21 protein-coding genes and 5 tRNA genes are annotated in these 18,816 nt (G+C 42.6%); 10 read left to right on the top strand and 16 right to left on the bottom strand.

The window, feature by feature from the left end:
• Positions 1–9 precede the first annotated feature (9 nt).
• The 3 genes from JOC27_RS03585 to JOC27_RS03595 all read right to left on the bottom strand — a co-directional run bounded on the left by JOC27_RS03585 (position 10) and on the right by JOC27_RS03595 (position 5,214).
• Complete coding sequence (locus JOC27_RS03585) at positions 10–1,686, bottom strand: ATP-binding protein (RefSeq protein WP_205005646.1); 1,677 nt, start codon at positions 1,684–1,686, stop codon at positions 10–12.
• Positions 1,687–1,724: 38 nt separating this feature from the next.
• On the bottom strand, positions 1,725–3,401 hold the full coding sequence (locus JOC27_RS03590) for an ATP-binding protein (protein WP_205005647.1): 1,677 nt from the start codon (positions 3,399–3,401) through the stop codon (positions 1,725–1,727).
• Positions 3,402–3,885: 484 nt separating this feature from the next.
• Positions 3,886–5,214 (bottom strand): L,D-transpeptidase family protein, encoded by a 1,329-nt coding sequence (locus JOC27_RS03595; protein WP_338062764.1) that lies wholly within the window; start codon positions 5,212–5,214, stop codon positions 3,886–3,888.
• A 644-nt stretch (positions 5,215–5,858) separates the two neighbouring features.
• On the opposite strand from JOC27_RS03595, the gene comGC reads away from it, so the two are divergent.
• From comGC to JOC27_RS03625, 6 genes are all read left to right on the top strand, one after another.
• Positions 5,859–6,185, top strand: a complete 327-nt coding sequence (gene comGC, locus JOC27_RS03600) for a competence type IV pilus major pilin ComGC (protein WP_205005648.1) — start codon at positions 5,859–5,861, stop codon at positions 6,183–6,185.
• Positions 6,186–6,244: 59 nt separating this feature from the next.
• Positions 6,245–6,700, top strand: coding sequence for a competence type IV pilus minor pilin ComGD (comGD, locus tag JOC27_RS03605; protein WP_205005649.1), 456 nt, complete (start codon positions 6,245–6,247; stop codon positions 6,698–6,700).
• Positions 6,681–7,064: a type II secretion system protein gene (locus JOC27_RS03610; protein ID WP_205005650.1), complete on the top strand. Its 384-nt coding sequence runs from the start codon at positions 6,681–6,683 to the stop codon at positions 7,062–7,064. Before comGD ends, JOC27_RS03610 begins: the two co-directional genes overlap by 20 nt.
• Positions 7,061–7,492 (top strand): competence type IV pilus minor pilin ComGF, encoded by a 432-nt coding sequence (gene comGF, locus JOC27_RS03615; RefSeq protein WP_205005651.1) that lies wholly within the window; start codon positions 7,061–7,063, stop codon positions 7,490–7,492. The genes JOC27_RS03610 and comGF overlap by 4 nt, the downstream gene beginning before the upstream one ends.
• The gene (locus tag JOC27_RS03620) at positions 7,437–7,877 is read left to right on the top strand and encodes a hypothetical protein (RefSeq protein WP_205005652.1); all 441 of its coding nucleotides are present in this window, start codon (positions 7,437–7,439) and stop codon (positions 7,875–7,877) included. Before comGF ends, JOC27_RS03620 begins: the two co-directional genes overlap by 56 nt.
• A gap of 79 nt (positions 7,878–7,956) precedes the next feature.
• Positions 7,957–8,160, top strand: a complete 204-nt coding sequence (locus JOC27_RS03625) for a YqzE family protein (protein WP_205005797.1) — start codon at positions 7,957–7,959, stop codon at positions 8,158–8,160.
• A gap of 107 nt (positions 8,161–8,267) precedes the next feature.
• Here JOC27_RS03625 and JOC27_RS03630 read toward each other — a convergent pair whose 3' ends face one another.
• The 3 genes from JOC27_RS03630 to JOC27_RS03640 all read right to left on the bottom strand — a co-directional run bounded on the left by JOC27_RS03630 (position 8,268) and on the right by JOC27_RS03640 (position 10,912).
• On the bottom strand, positions 8,268–8,981 hold the full coding sequence (locus JOC27_RS03630) for a methyltransferase domain-containing protein (RefSeq protein WP_205005653.1): 714 nt from the start codon (positions 8,979–8,981) through the stop codon (positions 8,268–8,270).
• 65 nt (positions 8,982–9,046) lie between these two features.
• Positions 9,047–9,685 carry an MBL fold metallo-hydrolase gene (locus tag JOC27_RS03635; RefSeq protein ID WP_205005654.1) on the bottom strand — a complete coding sequence of 213 codons (639 nt, stop codon included), beginning with the start codon at positions 9,683–9,685 and terminating at the stop codon, positions 9,047–9,049.
• A 252-nt stretch (positions 9,686–9,937) separates the two neighbouring features.
• Entirely contained in the window at positions 9,938–10,912 is a 975-nt protein-coding gene (locus JOC27_RS03640) for an ROK family glucokinase (RefSeq protein ID WP_205005655.1), read from the bottom strand.
• Between the two features lie 155 nt (positions 10,913–11,067).
• Here JOC27_RS03640 and JOC27_RS03645 point away from each other — a divergent pair, with 155 nt between their 5' ends.
• Positions 11,068–11,910, top strand: a complete 843-nt coding sequence (locus JOC27_RS03645; protein ID WP_205005656.1) for a hypothetical protein — start codon at positions 11,068–11,070, stop codon at positions 11,908–11,910.
• An 11-nt stretch (positions 11,911–11,921) separates the two neighbouring features.
• Here the strand turns inward: JOC27_RS03645 and JOC27_RS03650 are convergent, their stop codons facing one another.
• From JOC27_RS03650 to rpmG, 3 genes are all read right to left on the bottom strand, one after another.
• A complete protein-coding gene (locus JOC27_RS03650) occupies positions 11,922–12,080 on the bottom strand; it encodes a hypothetical protein (protein WP_205005657.1) in 159 nt (52 codons plus the stop codon).
• Positions 12,081–12,184: 104 nt separating this feature from the next.
• The gene (locus JOC27_RS03655) at positions 12,185–12,799 is read right to left on the bottom strand and encodes a 5-formyltetrahydrofolate cyclo-ligase (RefSeq protein ID WP_205005658.1); all 615 of its coding nucleotides are present in this window, start codon (positions 12,797–12,799) and stop codon (positions 12,185–12,187) included.
• A gap of 332 nt (positions 12,800–13,131) precedes the next feature.
• Entirely contained in the window at positions 13,132–13,281 is a 150-nt protein-coding gene (gene rpmG, locus JOC27_RS03660) for a 50S ribosomal protein L33 (protein ID WP_205005659.1), read from the bottom strand.
• A gap of 308 nt (positions 13,282–13,589) precedes the next feature.
• On the opposite strand from rpmG, the gene JOC27_RS03665 reads away from it, so the two are divergent.
• Both JOC27_RS03665 and JOC27_RS03670 read left to right on the top strand, forming a co-directional pair.
• Positions 13,590–13,796: a hypothetical protein gene (locus tag JOC27_RS03665; RefSeq protein WP_205005660.1), complete on the top strand. Its 207-nt coding sequence runs from the start codon at positions 13,590–13,592 to the stop codon at positions 13,794–13,796.
• A 7-nt stretch (positions 13,797–13,803) separates the two neighbouring features.
• Complete coding sequence (locus JOC27_RS03670) at positions 13,804–14,319, top strand: hypothetical protein (RefSeq protein WP_205005661.1); 516 nt, start codon at positions 13,804–13,806, stop codon at positions 14,317–14,319.
• 179 nt (positions 14,320–14,498) lie between these two features.
• Here the strand turns inward: JOC27_RS03670 and JOC27_RS03675 are convergent, their stop codons facing one another.
• From JOC27_RS03675 to JOC27_RS03705, 7 genes are all read right to left on the bottom strand, one after another.
• Complete coding sequence (locus JOC27_RS03675) at positions 14,499–16,589, bottom strand: peptidoglycan D,D-transpeptidase FtsI family protein (RefSeq protein ID WP_239529556.1); 2,091 nt, start codon at positions 16,587–16,589, stop codon at positions 14,499–14,501.
• A 263-nt stretch (positions 16,590–16,852) separates the two neighbouring features.
• A tRNA-Ser gene (locus tag JOC27_RS03680) sits at positions 16,853–16,942 on the bottom strand.
• A gap of 6 nt (positions 16,943–16,948) precedes the next feature.
• A tRNA-Ile gene (locus JOC27_RS03685) sits at positions 16,949–17,025 on the bottom strand.
• A gap of 4 nt (positions 17,026–17,029) precedes the next feature.
• A tRNA-His gene (locus tag JOC27_RS03690) sits at positions 17,030–17,102 on the bottom strand.
• A 26-nt stretch (positions 17,103–17,128) separates the two neighbouring features.
• Positions 17,129–17,202: transfer RNA gene (locus tag JOC27_RS03695), tRNA-Met, on the bottom strand.
• 1 nt (position 17,203) lies between these two features.
• Positions 17,204–17,278: transfer RNA gene (locus JOC27_RS03700), tRNA-Asn, on the bottom strand.
• 265 nt (positions 17,279–17,543) lie between these two features.
• On the bottom strand, positions 17,544–18,185 hold the full coding sequence (locus JOC27_RS03705; RefSeq protein WP_205005663.1) for an NfeD family protein: 642 nt from the start codon (positions 18,183–18,185) through the stop codon (positions 17,544–17,546).
• Between the two features lie 243 nt (positions 18,186–18,428).
• Between JOC27_RS03705 and JOC27_RS03710 the strand changes: the two genes are divergently transcribed.
• Entirely contained in the window at positions 18,429–18,761 is a 333-nt protein-coding gene (locus JOC27_RS03710) for a LysM peptidoglycan-binding domain-containing protein (RefSeq protein ID WP_205005664.1), read from the top strand.
• Positions 18,762–18,816: the final 55 nt, after the last annotated feature.

The raw sequence follows: 18,816 nt of genomic DNA on the forward strand, positions 1-18,816 counted from the left end.
ACGTAAAAATTATCCCTTAATTGTACCAGAAGATGGAAAAATCAGCTGAATCGTTGTACCAACATTTTCTTTACTGAATAGTTTAACGGTGCCGTGAAAAGTTTCGACAATTCGTTTACTGACACTGAAACCAAGTCCGGTTCCATTCTCTTTTGTTGTGAAAAACAGGTTACCAATCTTTGAGAGAAATTCTTTTGGAACACCTACACCCTGATCTGTAAATGTCACAGACAACTGTCTACCAGGCAACTGTTTACAGACAATCGTCAGTATTCCTCCCTTGGGCATCGCCTCGATCGCATTTTTAATATAATTAATAAAAGCTTGTTTCATCTGACTCCGATCACAGTCAACAAAGAAGATTTCTGTAGGCGCATCAAAAACAATACGGACATTAGCGATGCGTGCCTGAGGTTCGAGAAAAAGGATTACTTCATTTAGCAAACTAATGAGGTTTTCTGCTTTTTGTGTGCTGAATTTAGGTTCGGAGAAGGAAAGCAATTCTCGGAGAATTCTCACCACTCGGTCAATTTCTGAATTAATGACCGCAAAATAACCGCTATTTGTTTGATCTTCCCGTTCAAGCAGCTGTGCAAAACCCTTAATCGACGTGATTGGCTGAAGAAGCTCACGCGCAATCCCTTCTGCCAAATCACCGGCTGTCGAGAGCTGCTCCGTCTTCAGAAAAGCCGCGATCGCGTTGTTTTTCTCTGTTGTATCTCGAAGGATTACTGCTCGACCGTTTATCCGTCGGTACATATTCATAAGAGGAAAACTGGTCAGTGTGACGTCAACAAGTCGAGCATCCCTTTTTCTCAATCGTTGCGTTTGATAAGCTTGTACCGACTGACCAATTAGTGTAAAACTCCGATCCCGACGTATTTCAAATCGTCGTTCTTCCGGTATACATGGCAACTTCGAGTACGGAAGCCCAAGCAATTCGTCCTTCGGCCAATGCAGTAAACGGGTATAGGCGTCATTCACCAAAATGACCTTATCTTCTTCATCAAGAATTTTAATGGGATCCACATAATTATTAATTAACGATTCAAGATTGCGTCTGGTGAGATTTAGTTTTTTTTCAATGCGCTGATTTGATTTATCAATAATAAAATAGGGTTTCTGTTCAGGTATCCGATATAGATTTGAGCGGACAAAATCGTTATCGTTCATAAAAAAATTAAAGATTTTCTTGAGGCGATTCTGATGTAACGCTGTTATACTTTTCCCTGGAAAAGCATAAACCGACCACCCATAACTCATCATCAGTCGACTGAAATCCTCTTTCAAGGTTAATTTTGCCAGATTATTAACGCGTTCAGAATCTTCAGTCGCACATGAGATCCATAACCTGAACTCTGTTTGCTCCGTAAATAGTTCATCTATCAAATGGTAATACAAATTAAGGATTTTACGATCGTTCATTTCCTGAATCAGGTCATCTGATTCGATGAATTCAAACTGTTTCAGCTTATCAGCGTCTATTTTACCTTCAATAGCGGCTAACATTGTTTTATAATGCGCTCGTGTATCGAAGAGTACAAACTTGTACTGTGCATCAAGACTTATCGTGACTGCATCGACTAGCTGATCCAAATAGTTTTTTTCTTCGTCATAAACATAAAGGATTCGCGCATGTATCAGATTGGGATCCAATTGATTTAATTGGGAAAGTTCTCGTCTCATAATTGACCTCGCTATCCAGGAGCTGGCAGCAAGCAGCTTCAATCTTGTGTTACAATGCCTGCCATTTGCGGCAAATGGATTTCTACAGTTGTACCTCGAGTGACTTTGCTTGAAATAGCGACTGTCCCTTGGTGACTTTTTACAATTTCATTGCTTACCATCATGCCAAGGCCTGTGCCTTGTTCCTTGGTCGTGAAGAACGGTGTCCCGATATGTTCTAATATATTTTTAGACATGCCTTTCCCCTGATCCGAGAAAACAATAATGGCTTCGCCTGGTCGACTTTTCACGTGAATGCGCACTTTTCCATCTTTCGGCATAGCTTCAATGGCATTTTTAATAAAGTTAACACAGACCTGCTTGAGTTGATTTTTATCGCAAAATATGAAGAGCGGTCTCTTATCGAATGTTGTAATCAAGTCGACTTGGGCTAAACTCGCCTGCGGATGAAGCAAAGTCACCGCGTCCTCAATGATTTCGATCAAGTTATTCCTGCAAAAGCGAGTGGCTTTAGGTTTGGCAAGCAGAAGTAACTCATTGAGAATGGACTCAATCCGCCTGATCTCTGCCGCCATTATCGGCAAATAGTCATTATCCTCTTTCTTTTCGAGCCGTGCGAGCTGCAGAAACCCTTTGATGGCGGTTATCGGATTTCGTATCTCATGAGCGAGACCGGCAGCCATCTCGCCGTAGAGCGAAAGTTTCTCGGCCTGAAAATGCAGGAGTTGTGCCTGTTTTGTTGCGGTAATATCCTGAACGGTCATGACCCGTCCATTGTATTCACCGTTCTCATCGACAAGCGGATAGCCGGTGATAGAAACATTAATTAAGCGACCAAATTTTGTTTTCCGAATCGATTCATAGGCTGTAATTTGATTCTGTAATTTAATCCTATCTCGATCACGCCCGACCTCGAACGCACGTTTCGGGTCTATTTCAGGCAATTTATCTGCAGGCAACCCGACAACATCTCTTTCTGTCCAACCAAGCAGATTGGAAAATGCCTGGTTAATAAAGAGCGACTGGTCATTTTTGTCTAATATCATGATCGGGTCGATATTCTGTCCAATAAAGGATTCAAGACGCTCGCGTGTGGCTTGTAATTGCAAACGTGTTTTTTTCTCACTTTGCTGAACGGATAACTGTTTAAACGGTGTGAGATTCTTGTCAATTAGATTTGACAGAACAATTGTGTCATCAGTCATAAAATATTCATGGCATTTTCTCAATACATTTTCTGTCTGTGCTGAAATTTTATTTCCATCAAAAGCAGCAACAAACATAAATTGGAGCTTCATCAGAAAGGATTTTGAAAAATGCTGAATCCTCTCCGGTACTGACTCCGTCGTATCTGCACGAATCCATAGACGCAGCGGATGATACCTGTTCTGATAATCATGAAGACCTACTCCAATTGAACTTAAGAGCGATTCATCCGTCTGCTCGTTCTGAAAATATGAAACAAGACAAGCATTGCTTGCAAAATGTACGGTTGTTAGTTGCTGCGGTGTTTTTTTTCGGGAAAGATGCTGCAAGGCAGTGTCAAAGAGGCACGCATCATCGATGAGTAGAACGTGTTCCTCCTGCTCAATCGCGGATTCGATAAAAGTAAGAACATTTTTTAAATAACAGTCCCTTTTATCATACACATAGATGATTTGCGCAGATTCCGCTATAGGGATTCTATCTGTTATCAAAGCGGTTCGCACTGCCATTTTATGCCCTCATTTAAAATAGAATAATTTTCTAATTTTGTATATCTTCATTATAGTTGATAAGTTTCTAATTTAGTAGAAAAAAGTCTAGAAAATCTACCATATCTCTATTAAAATTGACAAACTGCGACAATATTCATTGCATTTTGTTTACACTTTGTCTTTATTAAGTGAAAGAGATCTGATCGTCACACGCCACAGCTACTCGCTTGCCGCGAACGCATCACGACTCTCCCCGAACAAACAAATAGTTGACGATCCGTTCGGCATGCTATTTTCACAAGACACCGGCAAACTGCTCAACATATTTCGAAAAAAGTCATATTCTTTACTTATTAGAAAGAGGCGGATTCATGCCGCTTATCCGCATGAATCCGCCTCTTCTATTTCTTCTATCCAGTAATTCTTCCCACTTCACACAAGGAACCCGCATGTAAATAAACAGGTACCCACTTTTTCATCACGGATGTTCAAAACACGACAATTAATAAACAATAACGGGTTCATTCTGTTCCAATAGTTGATAAACATTCACCATGGCACTCGGCGGTGTATTGACGCAGCCCCCTGAGCCTTGCGTCAGATAAGCGTTTTTCGCCCAATTATGACGCCACGGCGCGTCATGGAAGCCACAGCCGCTAAGCGTAAACGGCGCCCAGTATTTGACTTTCACTTTATAATGCGGATTACCGGCTTCACTGCCTTCCAAGACGGACGGCGATTGTTTGTATTCAATATACCAAACACCCTTTGGCGTATCTTCATGCGTGTCATGGCGACCGGTGACGACTTGAGTGGTCAGAACCATCTTGCCGTTTTTATACAGCCAAATCCGTTGTTCGCTAATCGAGACTTCTGCATAGGTACTGCCAATGCCATTATTGCCCCGCACTTTGTAACCGACACCGTATGTGCTGAATCCGACGCCGTATACATTATAGGCTTTGATCGTTTTCTTTCCATCAACCAGCGCTTTCGCAATCCGATTTGCCTCAGCTGGAACATGCAATGCCCAACCAAACGACTGTCCTTTGACAGAAATGACCGACCCTGTATGCGTTTTGAACGCGTATTTTTTATTTAAGGTTGACGTTTTCTGATTAATCAATGCCAGCTTTTTCTTAATTTCGCCCGTATCCACTGTAATTTTCATCGTTTTTGAAACCGATGCATTTTTAATCAGGTTCGCAGCCTGCATGGAATAACTATTATCCTGCAATTGATAGTCTGTCGTTCGTCGAAGTAGTGCCCGGAGTTTCTGTTTTTCATTTGAAACCGTGTGGCTGTCCGCCTGAATCGGCTGAAGTCGAATCGCGTCCAAATCGATTTTTTTGTCGTATTGGCGACGATCGTAGGCTTTCAACATTTTCGTAATATCATATTGTTCGCCGTTCTTACTTTTACTGACTGTAATTTTTCCATTTGATAAAATTGCTTTCGCATCAATCGGCGCCTTCAGTTTCTTATTCATTTGATGCAGCTTAACCGCCACTTCTTTTTTCAGCACGCGATTGCGATAGTCATCTGCTTTTTCGGGAATCAAAGAATAATTTGCGGCCTTTGCGGATGGCAACAACGTAAATTGACTCTTCAATACTTTTTTTACAGCGCTCAAATCGTTGTTTGTGAAATTGGATTGCGTGTCCTTCCCCTTGATAATCCGTCGACCGTTAAGATAGACATCATTTTTCAATGTCATTGACTTGAAGTGCTTTAACGCCTGTTCTGCTGTCAATCCGCCAACCTTCACACCGTTAATTGTAAAATTCCGATTAAAGTGTGTGGACTGATAATAAATGAATCCGGCTGTCACAGCGAGTAAGACACCCATAAAACTTGTTAGAATAATCCAGTATAATTTTCGAATAACCGCTCACCTCTAGACTTTATAAGCTGACCGAACGCATTAAATAACTGAGTGATAGAATAGCAGGATTTTCAGCTCTTGATATTATTAATACCTTAAATGAAATGGAAATGTTTCTCAAGCCATTTTGCTCGGCTCGGCACGACTGAATATTTATATGCGCGCTTCCTCTGCTTATGAGCAGAGAAAGAACAAAGATGCCCGCGTCACGGATTCAGCCTTTCTACTACCCGCATCAATCACATAATTCATAAGTCTTTAACAATCATACCACTATCGTTTCCCTTGAAGTTAAAAAATTTAATCTAAATTTAATATTATTTTATAAGCTTTTTGTGCTAGAATTAATGTTTTTTAAATCCACCAATTTCTGACTTTTCTAATTAAAAGACATTCATCCAAAGCCATTTACTAACAAAGATCAATGCGATTCTATAAAAAAAAGGACTTTTCACGATTTGTCCACGAAAGTCATTTCATTTATAAAAGACTTATCAGCAATACATTTGCGAAAAAAAGGAGATGACGTGACGAAGAAGTCCATCCGATAAGCTGCTTTATAATAGTGAAAAAACAAGGAGGGAAATATGATGTGTCAATTTTTTCAAAAGTTAATAAGGGGTTGCGATCGTGGTTTCACTTTGATCGAAATGATGATTGTCCTAATGATTATCTCCATTCTCCTGCTTATTGCCGTACCCAATATGATTAAATCGCAAAGCGTCGTTCGCGGAAAGAGCACAGACGCAACGGTGAAACTGGTTCAAAGCCAGGTTGGTGCCTATCAGATGGATCACAATGGCACGCTACCTAGTTCATTGGAAGATTTGGTCACTGATGGTTACGTAGATAGTATCAAGAGTCCGGATGGAGGAACACTTCAGATGGACGCTGAAGGAACTGTTAGCGCACCATAAAAAATATCCGTATTACTAATTACTCCAAATGACTGTTTGTGAGCAAGGAGGTTTATTTGATGCGTTTTTCACGAAGCAAATTGATGGCTGCGCAAGGTTTTACATTGATAGAAATGATTATCGTCCTGTCAATTGCCTGTATTATCGCGCCTCTTTCTTTCATGACACTTTCCCATACTTCTGATGAAGAGAAAATGAAGCAATTTATTGAGGAAGTCGCGGACACAATACGTGATGCTCAAATGGATGCGATTAGCAAATCAACCATGGTAAAAATTTTATTCGATACGTCCAATCATTACTATTCAATCACAGAAGCAAATGATGTACAAAAAAAGCCGATGGATCCACGCATACAATTTCATGGGAACATCAACAACCAATATATTATGATTACAAGAGACGGTGCCTTTTCAAATCCCGGCACTTACTCATTCCAATGTGGCAGTATTTGGTATTACCTTGTGTTACAAATTGGTCAAGGAAGGTTTTATTTTGAAAAATCCTCCGTATAAACTTCGCACTATCCAATCACGAATGCGCAAAATCCTATTATCAATCGATAATCGTCGTGGCTTTTTCCTCTCTGAAGCTGTTTTTTCAGTGGCGATACTCACACTGATGCTGCTTGCCACAGTACCATTACTTTTCCGTATCAACCATCAAACAATTGTGTTCCATCAAAAAGTTGAAGCAATCAGCCTACTGCGTATGCAGCTGTTGCGATGGAAAACAGATGATCAGCCTTTTCCAGATATGAAAGTCAATACACCCTTTCAGCTCACATGGGAAGTAAATGACACGAATCGCGCTGTCCTCTCCATTAATTGGCGCAGTTTCGAAAAAAGTTATGTCGTCAGAAGCGAGGCGAGGCGATGAAGCACCCCGAAGGTTTTACTTTACTTTCGATGATGCTAGCACTTTGCCTCATGTCCGTCTCGCTTCTTCTTGTCGTTTCTCTAAGTAAAGTTCTTGTCAGCCGATCCATCCATCCTGAAAATACAGCAAAAGACTGCTTTCTGTTTTTTTCCCAGACGGGTAGCGAAATTCATAGTGCTGAATCAGTCAGCGCCTCTGCTTCTGGAAAACAGCTGACCGTTAAAAAGGATGGAAATAATATCACCTATAAATGGCTCAGCAATCATCGCGTGATTCGCCAAGTGAACGGTCTTGGTTACGAAATTGTATTGATGCATGTTTCTAATATTCTTTTTCAGACACATAACAATGAGCTATGGATCGAGGTGACTGATGATCAAACAAACAATTATTACTGGGAAGACGAAAGTTATCTGCAGATTAATTGAACCGTGTGCACGTTCTGAAAATGGATTTATTTTGCCGATAACGATGATGATTAGTTGTCTTTTTCTTCTTTTCATCCTCCACGCGATAGTGATGCTCGACAATCAGCAGCGATTCTATCACGCATACGAAGACAAAGTTCAATTGACTACACTCCGAGAGAATGTATTAACGCAGGTCAATCAGAAGATACAGGAGCAAAGTTTAGACGCTCATGGTCACTTTGATGATGTAGGGGGAACAGCAGACTACTCATGCACCGCAAACAATGGGCTACTTCATGTGACACTCTCTCTTCATTCCGGTCGGGCACAAGAAACAGATGAAATGGATTACCTGGAGGCGAACGGGCAACCGAGCAACTGGGTCGAAAGAACAAGTCCATAAACACCAAAATAGAAGATGCGATGTATGGTTTACGAGCAATCTGGAAATGAATGAAATAAAAGTGAAAGGCGGTTCGAAGATGAAATCAGAGGACTATGTCAGGTATTTGACCGAACAATTTGTCCGCTATCTCGAGACACCGCGTGAAGAACGGAAGAAAGCCAGACTGGAACATAAAGAAGATCGCCCGCCAATACGCGCGCAGCTTTTCGGTCAAATTCCTGATGCAATTGAAAGCTATGCCGCACAAATCAAGAAAAAAATTAAAAAACGAAGCCATTAATCGACCATCGCTCCGGCCACGTACGAGCGCCCGTTATGGCGCGCAGAGAAAAAGCTGGGGAAAGCAGTCCCAGCTTTTTTTGACAATACGTTCACAAGCTAAGCTGATTACTTAATCGCTCGATAAATTCGGTAAGAGAGCACATCTTGGTATGTCTGCATCGTCATCAGATGTGCCAACCAAATATCAATCGCGTCCCGATCCAACGCACCATCTATTTGAAAGGCAGGGCCGACTGGCGCGACTGCTTCTGTCTCAAATTCTTTATCCGTAAAGGCTTCTACGGTTGAAAAACCGGCTTTTTTCAAAAGAGTCAACCAGTCCTGTTCTGTATAGAGACCTGAAACCCCATATAAATCGCAGATAAATCGAGCGTCCTCTTCTGGAAGCACATGCTCTATGGTCATCTCAATCGCGATTAATTTTCCACCTGTACGTAAGACTCGGTAATATTCGGGTATCGATTGAGCGATTTGAGTAAATGCCGTTACCGATTCAGAGATGACCCAATCAAACGATTCCATCTCAAAAGGAATTTTCTCAGCAGAGCCCTGCAGCACAGTAAAACTCGCTTTGGCATTTTTCGCTCGCTCGGATGCCTGCTTCACCATCTTCGGATGGAAATCAAGGCCTGTGACTTGTGTGCTTGTGTTCTCGGCTAAATAACATGCTGTGGCACCCGTTCCGCAACCAACATCCAGTACACGTTCTCCTGGCTCCAAATGTGACGCGGCAATCACTTTTTCCGTTAAATCGTGACCGCCTGGGTGGGCATTGTCTATTGATAATTTAGCCAGAAAGTCAATGTATCGCTGATTCACTGCTTCACGCCCCTTCTGTCTGCACATCTTTCAGCATATGACAACAAGGGACATTCGGTGCTGGTTTACCCGCCTACTATATATGGGTTATTTTCTGCTTCCTCGCCAATGGTCGTCATCTGACCATGGCCAGGACAGACAATCGTCTCACGATCAAGGGTCATTAAATTTTTCTCAATACTATCGAGCAGCACCTCTGTGTCACCACCGTAGCTGTCTGATCGACCAATGTTTCCCTTAAAAAGTGTATCGCCGCTGAAAACAACTTTTTCATCTGCAAAATAATAGGAAACACCGCCAGGCGAATGACCAGGCGTTTCAAAGACGTGAATGTGAAACGGACCAAGCGTGAGTGTTTGTGGCGCAGACAGCAGTTTATCCGCTGGATGGGCTTTGATATCCGCGACAAACGAAAAGAAGGATGATCCATTCTTTTTCGGATTACTGAGCCAGTCAGCTTCCCGCTCATGCAGATAGACAGGGATGTTCCAATGGTTTCTTGATTTCTCCAAAGCACCGATGTGATCAAAATGCGCGTGCGTCAATAACAATGCAATCGGTGTTATTGCTTGTTCATTCACTGCTCGCTGAATGACTTCGAATGCCTCACCTGGATCAATAATCAATGCTTGATGCGTCTGTTCCTCCCAAATCAGATAACAGTTTTCATGTAATGGACCGACCCGACGAACCAGCCATTTCAAAAAAATCCCGCCTTTCTATGTGCCATTAACTTGGTTTAGCCAAGTCTTTTTTTAACCATTGCGCTCCGGCTCTCGCTTGCCGCGGGCGCCGCGCGTCTCCTCAAACAGGCAAAAGTCTGCGGGATCTCACTTGGCTCGCTTTTCCCGCAAGGCGCCAGAGCGCCTTCGCTGCACTTTTCGCACGAATTTTTTTATCTTGTGAAAAAGGGATCGCCGTGACGCGCGATCCCTCCAAATGCGAGTAGCAAAGAGTTAGCCGTTCTTGATTTTTGTTTTCGCTAGCCAGGCACCGCCAATCACACCAGCATCGTTGCCTAGTTTCGCAATATCAATGGTACATGCCTGATAAATCCGAGGTAATGAATAAAGCTGGAAGTATTTTGTCAGTGGTTTAAGCAACGTATCACCCGCATGAGAGACACCGCCACCAATTACAATCATCTCTGGATTGATTACCATGGAGATAGCACCAAGCGCATAGCCAAGATAATAGGCCGCTTTTTCAGTCACTGCCTCCGAAAGCGGATCTTTTTGCGCGGAACAATTAAAGACATCCTCCGCAGTAATATCACCTTTCCGATCAAATATCTCTCTTAAAGTGCTTTCTGAATCATTATAATCCAGAGCATCAAGAGCCATTCTGCGGATCCCGGTCGCTGATGAAACCGTTTCAAGACAACCCTTTTTGCCACAATTGCATGGATCGCCATCCTTCGGCACAACGGTGATGTGGCCAATTTCCCCAGCCATGCCACTCACACCGTGAATAATGTCGCCATCAACAATGATCCCGCCGCCAACACCTGTACCAAGCGTCACGCAGATCAGATTCTTCGCCCCTTGACCAGCGCCCAGCCACATTTCGCCTAAAGCTGCCATATTCGCGTCATTCTCAATGATAACCGGAAGCCCAATCGCCTGTTCAAGCGCTTCTTTCAATGGATAATTTTCCCAGCCAATATTAACCGCCTGATAAACGAATCCAGTGTCCATATCAATAAAACCTGGTGCACCCATTCCAATTCCACGAATGTCCGCGTGATTCAAATTGATCTGCTCAATTTTCTTTAAAACACTTGCGCTGATGTCTGCCGCAATGTGGCTGCCATTATCTATGGTATTGGTCGCAATTGCCCATTTATCAAGCATTTTACCGGTATCATCGATAATTGCCATTTTTATTGTTGTCCCACCTAAATCGACACCGATGTTAATTTTATCTCCCATCATCCATCGCCTGCTTTCTACTTCACTCTGTCTCTATTTTCACCTAAAAAAAATGATTTGCCAATAAAAAAAGGCGAATTCATCTAAAAAAAATAATGAAAATCATCCTATTGGCATACCTTTGAGAGACAAGTCTGTTTTGGGGGCAGAATACGATGAAACAGCGACAAGCTGTATCTTCAATAATCCTTTTCTTTTTTCTTTTCTCTGTTCTTCTCGTGTCATACCATCTGACCGGTGATCATCCGGCAATCACTTATTTCCCGGAAAACGAACCCATCGTGTTTAAAGATTACGGGACAACTTTACAATTAACAGATGGCGGAACAAGCCTTGATTGGTTTATTCACAGCTCCTTATATCAAACCGCCTATTTGATGCAAAATTTTTCCTTACTCTACAAAAACAACAGACTGATCGAAATCAACAATCAATGGAAAAAAGACACAAACAGAATTGCAGACCGAAGAAGCGTACACGCTAATTTTGGGTACTATCAAAGTGTGACCGTTCATCAGGCTGAGGTGCACCGAGGGGAGACGATAAGCGGCAAAGAAGTTAGTTCTTATGCACAACTGTTCGTCGCATCTTTAAATGGAAGACGAGCGGGCTTTCAACAAGGTCGAACTGAAGCGGAAAAACAAATAGAGCGAAAGATAGTGACAACCTATAATCGCCAACAAAAGGAGCTTCTCATGCGTGCAGCCAAACAATATGGCTTTCAACCCGAGGCATATAAAATAATAAGTTTGGCAGATCTCGCGAGTACAGCACCAAAAACACTCTTTCCTTCCAGGCCGGATACTGCAAGTCGGATCACCGGACAATTATGGGAGGGCATTTATAAAATAATTTTAAGTGGCTTTCAAATGGGTGAGAATCAGTATGAACCAGTCATCGGTAGTTCGCTGCCCCTTCTTTTAATCGGAAAGGACCATATGCTGGTCCTAACTGAATCGGCAGGTGGCCGTATTGTTCTATTGAAGCAGCTTTTTTGAATAATTACTGGCTATTCATCGATCTCGGCATCAAGTCTATCCATTCGCTCGATGAGCCATTTTCCGCCAATCAGCATCAACGCGATCTCCAAAAGTGCCCAACGACGTCTAAAGAGATAGACAAGAAGCATCATAAAAATCAATAAAGGCCATTGACTAATCCGACGCAACTGCGCCACTTCCTTTCTTTATCCGTTAAAGATGAATTAAGTATAAGAAAAACTCAGGATTCGCCCTTGTTCACAGGACTTGACTAAGCCCTGTTTAATGTTCCTTAGTCTGCACGTTCACCTTTGTTTCCATACGCATGCCCCGCAAATCCTCCCGTATCAATTCTGTCTTTTTCGGTCAAAAGCACCTGCACTTTCTTGTCATGCGCCTCTGCTGGTATCTGGTCGATGAACTGATCGGATAACAGTAAAGACAGGGTTGGCCCTTGATAAATAGACAGCAAACGATCATAATATCCGCCGCCGTAACCAATTCTAAATCCCCTTCGATCAAAAACAACACCGGGGACAATCACAAGTTCTAAATCAGCTGGATCAATCCGCCCGGTTTTCGAAACATCCGGCTCCATCAATCCTAGATGCCCGGGCTTCAGGCTGCTGAATGAATCAATCGGACAGAACATTAACGTTTTTGTTTTCGGTTCACATTGAGGCACCGCAACTTTTTTCCCTGATGCCCATGCTGATTCAATCAGCGACCGTGTTTCAACCTCGCGTGCCATCGAAATCGTTACCGCAACAACTCGCGCGCTTTGCCAAAGCGGATCCATGATTAATCGTGCGCTGATCTGCGCGCATTTCTTCTTGAATTGCGTCTCTTCAATTGTGCGCAAATAGTGCAGCATATTCTGACGTAATTCGGCTTTTTGTTCGCGCATCCACTCATCCCCTTTTCAAGTAGCAATGTTTTTTTAATGCATCAAGCAGGCGAGCGAAACCCTTCCAGCCCTTATTCTGCACTAATTTTGCTTCGGTCGCTCGTTTGCCGCTTGCGGACCGCAAACCTCAGACAAGCGAGAATTTGCGGGGTCTCTCCTGGCTCGTTTTTCCCGCAAGGCGCCAACGCACGTCACTGCATTTTTGTGCGAGAAACTTTATGCTTTCTTATCGCTTAAGAAAAAAAAATAAAGCTGAGGAATGCTTGATTCAGTCATTCCCCAACTTTATCTTTCTTTATATTGCCACAATCGAAGCACATAAGTGCAAAGACTTATTTTGTTTCGCGGTATGTGACGTACCTTCTCAGTTTCGGGCTGTACTTCTTTAATTCAAGACGTTCCGGATTCTTTTGCTTGTTCTTTGTCGTAATATAGTCACGATCGCCAGTTTCCGTATTTTCAAGAATAACTTTTACGCGCATCATTATCCCTCCAATGCATTAATTTCCAAACAGTCAGTTAAACATACACTTTATATTAACAAATATGTGCACATGCTTCAACCCCTTTTGATGATCATCCAAGAAGAATGATGAGGAAGAAATTGTTAGTTTGATTACAAACTTCTTTCTTTTTCTACATAATTCTTCCGCAAGCAGAAAAGTTATGTTATAAATGATTTGTGCAGGCTGTTTTTGCGCAAGAATCATGCTTTCCCGGAAACCTCCCTGCACAAAATGAGACGATTAATGTGTCATGGCAAATCGTGATAATTAGGGGGGAAAAAATGATGGGTCTTGTCATATTAATTCTAATCATCGTCGGGCTAGTTGCGCTGATCCTGTCTTATACAAAACAGGACAGTATCAAACAGATCGAGAGCCAATTGGAAGAAAACTCCATAACGATGATGCAAGAATTGTATAAAGTGAAGAAAAAAATCCGTGTTCTCGAAGAGGAAATGATGATCGGAGACCGGGATAAATTTAAAGGGTGAGATGAATTTGACGAAAAACGGACTACGCGGATTCGCTGCTGGAATTTTGGTTGCCACTGCCGTTTTCGCTTTCTTCTACTTTCTGATCTTCAATGGCTCCGAACAACCAGCTAAAAAGGTTGTCCATCAAAAACCGCTAACTGAGGCTGCTGTCACCCAGTATCTGACCAGCCATCATCGTAAGGCTATTGATATTGATGCGTATAATCAATGGCAGGCGCAGAACAAGCTGTCCAAGCAGCCTGCTTCAAAGACTCAGAATGCAAAAGCAGAAAAAAAATCGAAACCGGCAACAAAAACGACGACCTACCACTTACATATTAAAAGCGGCATGACTCCTGGCGATATATCCAGCGAATTGGTTAGCGCGAAAATATTGAAAGGTAGTCAAAAAACAAAATTTGATTCCTATTTACACAAGAATCATTTAGAAAAATACGTCCAGCTTGGCACATTCAAGGTATCGAGCGATATGGATATTCAGAAATTAGCACAAGTCATCACCAAGAATCACAGTAATTAAAGAATCGGGAGGCAATACGCCTTCCGATTTTTTTTTGCTTGAATTTATTGGAAAGGAAAGAAAAGCGTGCGAAGCGCATTTCGTACATAATAGACTGAACCGTTTTTTGCCCACTTTTTTTCACAAAAAAATGTAGAAAAGGATGCCTCAAAACGAGGCATCCTTTTCTACTTGATAAATCAATTCTTGCTTGTGTAATGATAAAGCTTGTCATACGCCTGATAAATACTAAGAGCAATCTGATGGTTTTGATGCCCTGTTTCAACCCGTGGGACAATGTCAACAACAACAATCTGTGGATTATCGTAAGGCGCGTAAGAAATCAGCGTTTCGTTATAGAGATTCAAGTTATTCGGATCAATCTGCGCCGTGCCTGTTTTAGCAGCGATTTTGTATTTCACATTGCTGCCATGGCCCAAATCATAACCCGTTGATAATCTGTTCGAACCATGAGTCACTAAGTATAATCCTTTTTGAACCCGTTTAATTTCTTGCTGCGTATTCTCCACCGTATTCAGGATATGTGTTTTTTGCGTATAAATTGTTCGCCCGAGCGTTTCCGGATTGTTGCTCGGCGCATGAATCGACTGAAGCAGATGTGCCTGAACCCGATAACCACCGTTCGCGATTGTTGACATATACTGCGCCATCTCAAGCGGTGTGTACGTGTCAAACTGCCCGATGGCAAATTGCTGAATCAGACCGGAATTCGTTGGCATCCCGCCGTTATAGCCTGTTCCTTCGCTTGGAAGATCGATTCCGGTTTTCACGCCGAGACCCACCTGCGCATAACCGTTTCTCATCTCATGAATCGCCTTGATAAAGCGCGGACTATTTGGCGAAGGAAAGGAGCCAATATATTCCCCACCAGCAGGAGTCAAGGTAATACCAGCCATATTAGAAACAATTTTCGCCATAAAGACGTTCGAAGAGAACTGAAGCGCCTGTTCAGGAGTCAGACTCCCCAAACCGCCAACTTCCCAGGATTGGAAATATTTAGCTTTTTGTCCAGAACCTGTCGGCAATTTAATTCGCATATCACGGAACTGTGCAGGCATCGCATGATAGCGGTAGCCTGTCAATTCGGTTGCACCTTTGACCGCAGATCCCATCGCAAACTGTGAATTGACCGCTTCACTCGCCGCGTCAATAAACTTACCATTTTGATAAATTTTGCCGCCAATGGCCAGAATCGCTCCTGTCTTGGGATTCATGACAACAGCATAAGCACTGTTATTCTGTCCATTTCCGGCCATCGACCGAGCAGAGAGAATATTGGCTTCCAATATTTTATCAACCTGTTGCTGAAGTCTTTCGTCAATTGTCAGCTGAATATCATCACCACGTTGGCCATCTTTGACTCTGGGATTGCCGACAGGAATACCCTTCTTAGTCTGGTAAAGCAATTTCATCGGTACCCCGCGCAGATAAGATTCGTAGACATCTTCAACATTGCTTGTTCCAACAAGCGCATTGCGGCTATAACCTTTTGCTAAGTAATTATTAATCTCATCAGCAGGGATCTCACCGACTTTGCCAACATAAAATGGCTTATTCTTAATATATTTGCGTGAAGACACATCCGCAGTCTGTATCGCGCCATTAAACTCGTTCAAATGATCAACAACATCGACATATTCTTTGTCGTTGACGTGGAGTCCACGCTTGATGATGTGTGGATTCAGATTGGATGCCTGATTGAATTGATGCATGATTGCCATAATCTGCTTATCATTTCTTGAAAATGCGTGAAGCGCACTGTCCGGCACGCGACTAAGCAGCAGCTTGTATTCAGCTGCCTGCTTGTTTTGCAAATTTGTTTGTTCTTTTTTCGTCAAAAAATTGTTATAGGCTGCAGTCAACGTCTTAAAATGACTAAGCACATAGTATTCTCGTTCATCACGATTTGAAATTTGACCCAAGGACTGTTTGTCCATTGTTATCAAATCAGCGAGTTGACGGGCAATTTTTAAGTTCTTCGCACCGTCAAGACTCGCGTTGCGAATATAAACAACCGCGAGTTCCGCATTATTATCCGCAAGCGTGGTGCCGTTGACGTCAACAATTTTCCCACGCGCCGAATCAATACTGGCTGTTTGATAATTATTGGCACGCATGACTTTTTTGTAATGCGCTCCGTTTACGATCTGCACGTAGCCTAGCCGCATGATTAAGCCGGCAAAAGCGAGAAAAACAACAAGAAAAAGTATATTCAGCCGTAATGGAAGATTAGTCTTCGCTGCTTTATTTTTCACTGGTTCTTTGCCCAACTGCATTCCTCCCTGATGATGGCAGACAAGTATTCACCTTGTATTTATTCGTATCTGCCGGAACTTTAAGCAGGTTGTTATCCGAATTTATTCATGAATCGAGTTGCCTTATTTATTTTACAGTTGCCCAAAGTTCCTGTCAAAAAGCTTTTTACACTCACGTTTCAAACGGAATGACTTAAGAAAAGATAAGAAAACACCCGGAAGTGCTTCATTGAGCGACTCCCGGGTGCTTAGTTATAGGTATTGCTTATGTATACCAGCGGAGGAAGAGGGATTCGAACCCCCGCGAGCCGTGAAGCCCCTGTCGGTTTTCAAGACCGATCCCTTCAGCCAAACTTGGGTATTCCTCCATTAAATGGTGGACCCTGTAGGACTCGAACCTACGACCGGACGGTTATGGGCCGTCTGCTCTAACCAACTGAGCTAAGGGTCCAACGGGCGGTTAGTGGGGATCGAACCCACGCATGCCGGAACCACAATCCGGTGTGTTAACCACTTCACCATAACCGCCATTGGGTTATATAAGAACAAAAAAATAGCGGCGGGGGGGATCGAACCCTCGACCTTACGGGTATGAACCGTACGCTCTAGCCAGCTGAGCTACACCGCCATGGCTCCACAGGTAGGGTTCGAACCTACGACCGATCGGTTAACAGCCGATTGCTCTGCCGCTGAGCTACTGTGGAATAATTCAGAACAAGAATTAATTTATCACAACTTGATGAAGCTTGTCAACCACTTTTTTCAAGCTGTCTTACTGTCTTAACGACAAGAAATAATATATCATAACTGTAAAATTTGGGCAATAGTTTTTTTAAACTTTTTACATTTACTTTTCTTTGTGTATCGTCTTCGTTGTCATTTTTTCCCTGGGTTAGATTTTTAATATTAGGCTATCCTTATTTATAAGCCATTTTGTTTCGGCTGCTCGCTTGCCACAGCAAAAGGCCGTTACTCGGCTTTTTGCTCTTCCTTATCAATAACAATCCGTGTTCCGTCCACTGATACAACGCGTACCGGGCATTTACTGTCCAAAAACAAGCCATCAGTCACAGCACTGTAATTGTGCCCGTCAATTTTAACCGTGCCTACAGGATGAAATGGTGTGACCGTGAATCCTGTTTTACCAACCAATCGTTGATAATCCGAATTAATTGAATTATACCCCTTCTCGCTTGTCAATTGCTCGTGCAAAGTTAGTTTTTCGAGATATTCTCTTTTGGGTAGAAAACGGCGAAAGAAAAGTGATCCCAACGTTCCGATAACAAAAGCGATGCCGACGAGCATGCCATAGAGCAATGATGGCGCTGGCAATGCGCAGCCAAGTATCATCAGCACAAATCCGATCACGCCAATAATACCCGTTGTGAACAATTTGCCGTCAATGATAATTAAAAGCAAACCACCGATGAGTAACCCAACAATCCAAGGAGATGCCTGATCGGTTAGAAAATAATTAAAATAAAGGATAAATAAGCCGCAGCCCATCAGACCTGAGAGTCCCTTTGCTTTGAAAAGCAACTCAGCAAAAAGCAGACAAGAGGCAAGCAGAACAACCACAAAACCGCCCGCGGGATAGGATAAAAAAGACATCAGGTCAGTCGCCTCCCAATGGTCAATGAATGTGATAAAATTCGCAACACTTTAATTAAACCATACGCAGTAGCATCTTGGAAGTTTCCCTCTAAAAAATAATTATAAATAATCGGAATAAATTACCTTTGGCGTGCATATAGATGAAAGCGGGGACATTTCATCTATTCGATGCTTTTTTTTGCACATATACCTATACCGTTTAAATTATCCTAGTATTCCATTCAGGAGATGTAATCTATAATGAGGAAAAAGCACTTTTTTATCGCGATTGCAATCGTTGCCTGCTGGACAACCTATTCCGATCTGAATTCAGGATCACTGCCCGCATCAGCAACCAACCAAGCATCGATTCAAGTTACTGGGACTGAACATGCAGCCATTCCCCACAAACGGATCAAGGTCAATCCTGGTGACACCTTGCTTTCAATCAGTGAACGGCTTAATAAGGACGAGCCCTCAATCGAGCAACTGCTTAAAGATTTCGCTCTGCTTAACCCTTCTGCGGATCCGAATCACCTAGAGATTGGCAAGGACTATGCTTTTCCCCTCTATTACAAGTCAGAGGGAAAGTAATTTCGCGTGATTCATCTCAATCTCAAGAGTACTCCATGCAACATCTTTCGCTCGT

Source organism: Sporolactobacillus spathodeae, from assembly GCF_016908935.1.
In the GTDB taxonomy this organism is placed as follows: Bacteria; Bacillota; Bacilli; order Bacillales; family Sporolactobacillaceae; genus Sporolactobacillus; species Sporolactobacillus spathodeae.